Below are 4,927 nucleotides of genomic sequence, written 5' to 3' on the forward strand. Positions count from 1 at the left end.
GAATTAATATTTCAAACATGTAATTAATATTACTTTTATAATTCTAATATTATATTTTAAATTCATCAAGCATCAATTTTACACTTTTAAATTTAAAAATTAATAATTTTTTTGTTGTTTTTTACGACTTTTTTATAATATCAAGTTTTGACTACCAAGTCAACAACTTTTTATTATTTTTTGTCAGCTAATAATTAACGAAACTGCCTTGCAATCTCTTTTGGCTCACAAGAAATAATTGTATCATCAAATCAAAAAATTGCAATAGAAAAACACACAAAAATATGTGTGTTTTTACACTGCTTTATTTGGTTGTTTTATCAATGATTTGTTGAGCGATATCTTGATAAATTTTACCTAGTCGATCTTCTGTTTGATAAATTGATGGTGAGAAGTCTTTAGGATTCCATGAGGGTTGTTCCAGTGGAAGCTGTCCTAGTAACTCAGTTTGTAATTCATCAGCTAACTTCTCTCCACCACCAGTACCAAAGACATATTCTTTATTGCCGGTTTCCTTACTTTCAAAGTAAGACATATTTTCTATTACACCTAAAATAGAATGCTCGGTATGTTTAGCCATTGCACCTGCACGTGCTGCAACAAATGCTGCAGTTGGATGTGGCGTTGATACAATTATTTCCTTACTAGATGGCAACATTGTATGTACATCTAGTGCAACATCACCAGTACCTGGTGGTAGATCTAAAATTAAATAATCTAGATCTCCCCATCTTACTTCAGTAAAGAAGTTAGTCAACATTTTACCTAACATTGGCCCTCTCCATATTACTGGTGCATTTTCTTCAACGAAAAAGGCCATAGATATAACTTTAACGCCGTGACGCTCTACCGGAATAATTTCTTTGCCATCGACACCTGGTCTTTCATCTATTCCCATCATATCTGGTACGCTAAATCCATAAATATCTGCGTCGACTAAACCTACTTTTTTCCCTTCTCTTGCCAATGAAACTGCAAGGTTTACAGCTACAGTAGATTTACCAACGCCCCCTTTACCTGAAGCAATTGCGATAAACTCTACAGGGTTGTCTTTAGACAATAAACCTTCTATTGTTTGTGGTTGATCTTTAGATGTACCTCTATAAGATTCCACTGTTTCTGCAGGTAATTCTTCAAAACGTATACCAACTGTGTTCGCTCCGTTTTCTTTCAATACTTCTACAATAGCCATTTGTAAATCTAACTGCGGTTGTCCTCCTAATTGAGCAATAGCAATTTTCACACTTACATGTGCAATTTCTTCTTTGATTGTTACATTGACAATCCCTTTTGTTTCTTCTAATGGTACATCTAATATTGGATCTTTAACTTTTCCAACAAGAGATTTTACTTCTTCTACTGTTAACACAGCAAGTCCCCCTCAATTTATGTAATCATACATATATTCTAACAAAAAGTAAGTTGTATTTGTTCAAGATAATTCAAATTAAGTATATAGTTTATTTTTTATCAACAAAAGCAGTTAGCTCAATATTTCTTTGGTATCGAGCTAACTGCTTTAATTTTATAATTATATTTCTCTATTATTTACCGCTTCTCTATCTTCACGAATAAACAATGCCAAAATGAAGCCTATTATAACTAAGCCTGTCACAATAGCAAACGTAAAATCAACACCTGCTGCCAATGCTTGACGTTGAATTAACTCATTTGTGATGTGTTTTCTGTAATGTCTAATCCCTTCATAATTTGAGGTAAGGCAGTATTTAATAGTGTTTGATTAAGGATTGTTACAAATGCACTGACAACCATTACTGCTACAATCATATTTCTAATAGATTTAGTAATACTTTATCCAGTCATAAATTCACTCCTTAGCTCTTATTAAAATTTAATTGCTACCTCATTTCGTTAGCAAAGCAAAATTAAAATACCTAAAAAATTTTATTTTTTACTATTTAAGTCTTCGCTATCAGGATAAAACACTTCTTTACATATGAATAAAATACCTATAATAACAACAAGAACCCAAAAATCTATATTGATATAACTATAATGTATATGCACTACAAAATAAAAAAGCATCGTTGTTACTACAAATGTTATTAAATGATACGTGAACCCTTGAAAATATGGACTATCATGTAATTTTTTGCGAAAATAGTCCATTAAATTCTCTATGGCAAATAACGTAAAGTAACCAAATACGATATAACTACCATAGTAAATCAAATTATCATAAAAACCTTTATTATATCCAAAATCCGCCAATTGTAGATAAATAAGAATTCGACTTAATCCAAATAAACCAAAACCTAAAAAGGACAAGAAAATTGCGCCGGAGACGATAAAAATTGTGAGAACAATTAATGTTGTTAAAAAGTATCTTATAAACTTCATTGCATTTCTTGCCCTCCTAGTTTTAGTCACTACAATTCAAATGTTAATCTTGATTAATTATTAATCGGCTTATTGCATAATATATACTAACACGCAAAGTAAAACTAACTAAAGTTATAAATACAAATAATTATAACCATGAATAATAACTACCATCAAAATATTGTTCTAACTTATTTTTTTATTCTTTGATTTAGCGACACCCATAAAATAACTAGAACAGTTAAAAATATAAATGTTGCATAAATAATATTATGTATATGTAATTGCACATAGCTTATTTCCATCGCATATATAACACCCATAAGTGTAGCGCCAATTGAACTCCCTAAACTTTTAATCAAAGTATATAATGACATCATTCGTTTCATATATGATGGATCTGTTTCCTCTTGAGTAATAACGCTATCTTTAGTATAAACAATTCCAAAACTGACACCTGCAAATAACAAGCTCCCTGCTATAAAAACAGGCATATGTGTGCCTAATATTATCAACACACCACATACATATAACATAGTAAACGCGAATAAATATAAACCTTTTCTAGTAAAATGAGCTTCAATAGTGCCTAAGGTGAAGTTTAATGCTAACCATGCAATAGAAATTGGAAATATTATAAAGCCACTTTGTAATGGGGATAAGTGTAATTGCTCTTGCAAGTAAATTGGCATATATAAATTATACCCCATTAACATCATTGCATAGATAAAATCTGTAACAAAAATTACAATGATAGTTGGATTAAATTCAGACACAGGAACGAATGGAGATTGTACCTTGTGTTCATATTTGAATAACAAGTAACCTACAATCACTGTAATGAATAGCAAAGTAAGATTAATCTCCCACGCGAAACGGCTCATGACAGCTGATAAAAAGACGAAAATCAACAGATAAAAAAGGGTCATACCTTTAAAATCTGTATCTTTGGACTGAGTTTGTTCGTTATCAAAATTAAAGGTAACAATTACTAGTATAATTGCCAAAATTACTATAGGTATATTCACAAAGAATAACCAATGCCAAGTAGCAAATTCCAATATAGCACCACCTAATACTGGCCCTATAATACTAGAGATACCCCAGACGCTTCCGATAACACCCATTATTTTATATCTTAACGGTATTTCAAAAGCTAATTTAGGTACAATTTGCCCCAATGCCATCATTACGCCTGCACCTAATCCCTGAATAAGTCTTGATAACACAAGTATAATAAACGTTTGACTTATTCCAGCCAATAAACTGCCCAGCATAAACAAGCACAAACCGCTAACTGTAATATAAATTATTTTATACCTGTCTAACAATTCTCCAACTATTGGATTAGCAATTACAATAGCCATAAAATATACAGCAAAAATAAGTGAAATCTCAGATGTAACATTGAACTCTACTTTCATTGTAGGTAATGCTAATGACACAATTGAAGTTTCTATCGCAGACATAAACATAATTAACACAAGTGCGATGACAATACCACAAGACTTCAAATTCATATCAATGCCTCACTTTACCAATAAATTTATTTCTTTTTATAATCAAATAGTAACCTCTTTAATTTATTATAAAGGTATTTTACGTTAATTAATCATATATTTCACTAATAGTTTTTCCCTAATTTAATTATTCAATTAACGAAAAAAGAGAAAGTAATCAAAATACAACGCTTTGATTACTTTCTCTTTCTATTCAATAAACAGGCTCATAAACCTATTTAATAATTACATAAAATATACAATACCTATAAAATGAAATGCTGCAGCTATCACAATAAAAATATGCCAAATCATATGGAAATATGGTCGATTTTTTTGTGCATAGAACCATGCACCACCGGTATAAGCTAAACCACCTAATAAAATAAATAACATAAATATCACGGATGTTTTCATGATGATTACAGGAACAAATAATACACCTACCCAGCCCATAACTAAATACATGGCTAAACTTAGCTTATGATTTACTTTTTTCGCTAGTGATTTATATAAAATTCCCCATAAGGTGATTCCCCATAAGATAATCATTGCTGTCCATCCTAACCAACCACCTACTAGTGACAAGCAAATTGGCGTATAAGTACCAGTTATCGCAATATAAATCATACTATGATCAATAATTCGCATAATGTACTTATGAGATGATTGATTTGCCATCGCATGATACACAGTTGATGCAATAAACATCAAAAATATACTAATTACGAATACAGAAACACTAAATGATAGTAATGCATCACCATGTAAATAACAGCGCACAGCAGCATAAGGTAAAATACATAACGTTATTAACGCAGCTAAACCATGTGACACCGAGTTACCTATTTCTTCACCAAACGACAACGGTATGATGTCTTTAAATGTTTCCATTATTTTATGATCATGCTTTGAATTTGTAGATTCTGTCATGCTCATTACCGTCCTTAGTCTATAATATTCATGCGTTTTAAATCGGCTGTAGCTGTTTCAACACTATCCTTACCTTCTTTATTTTTTAATGGCGAAAATTCTTCATCCCTATTAACTTGTAAAGTCACAAAGCTATTCGCATATTTAAAAAT

At 31.0% G+C, this 4,927-nt stretch carries 4 protein-coding genes and 2 pseudogenes; all 6 read right to left on the reverse strand.

Features of this window, described 5'->3' with window-relative positions:
• Nucleotides 1–304: 304 nt before the first annotated feature.
• On the reverse strand, nt 305–1,369 hold the full coding sequence (gene salA / locus CD036_RS08970) for an iron-sulfur carrier protein/transcriptional regulator SalA (RefSeq protein ID WP_002509227.1): 1,065 nt from the start codon (nt 1,367–1,369) through the stop codon (nt 305–307).
• A 302-nt stretch (nt 1,370–1,671) separates the two neighbouring features.
• Nucleotides 1,672–1,788 (reverse strand): annotated as a pseudogene (locus CD036_RS13335) (hypothetical protein); the annotation flags it as partial.
• 117 nt (nt 1,789–1,905) lie between these two features.
• Nucleotides 1,906–2,361: a SepA family multidrug efflux transporter gene (locus tag CD036_RS08975; protein ID WP_021458992.1), complete on the reverse strand. Its 456-nt coding sequence runs from the start codon at nt 2,359–2,361 to the stop codon at nt 1,906–1,908.
• Nucleotides 2,362–2,534: 173 nt separating this feature from the next.
• Nucleotides 2,535–3,863 (reverse strand): multidrug efflux MFS transporter SdrM, encoded by a 1,329-nt coding sequence (gene sdrM / locus CD036_RS08980; RefSeq protein ID WP_103388479.1) that lies wholly within the window; start codon nt 3,861–3,863, stop codon nt 2,535–2,537.
• Nucleotides 3,864–4,088: 225 nt separating this feature from the next.
• Nucleotides 4,089–4,775, reverse strand: coding sequence for a PAQR family membrane homeostasis protein TrhA (trhA, locus tag CD036_RS08985; RefSeq protein ID WP_103388480.1), 687 nt, complete (start codon nt 4,773–4,775; stop codon nt 4,089–4,091).
• 14 nt (nt 4,776–4,789) lie between these two features.
• Nucleotides 4,790–4,927 (reverse strand): annotated as a pseudogene (locus tag CD036_RS13340) (UTP--glucose-1-phosphate uridylyltransferase); the annotation flags it as partial.

Origin of the sequence: Staphylococcus arlettae (assembly GCF_002902345.1) — a bacterium.
GTDB lineage: Bacteria > Bacillota > Bacilli > Staphylococcales > Staphylococcaceae > Staphylococcus > Staphylococcus arlettae.

What these genes read in the sequence shown, in the direction of transcription:
- sdrM (WP_103388479.1), bottom strand. Translation starts at nt 3,863, where the DNA reads ATGAATTTGAAGTCTTGTGGTATTGTCATCGCACTTGTGTTAATTATG.
- trhA (WP_103388480.1), bottom strand. Translation starts at nt 4,775, where the DNA reads ATGACAGAATCTACAAATTCAAAGCATGATCATAAAATAATGGAAACA.
- CD036_RS08975 (WP_021458992.1), bottom strand. Translation starts at nt 2,361, where the DNA reads ATGAAGTTTATAAGATACTTTTTAACAACATTAATTGTTCTCACAATT.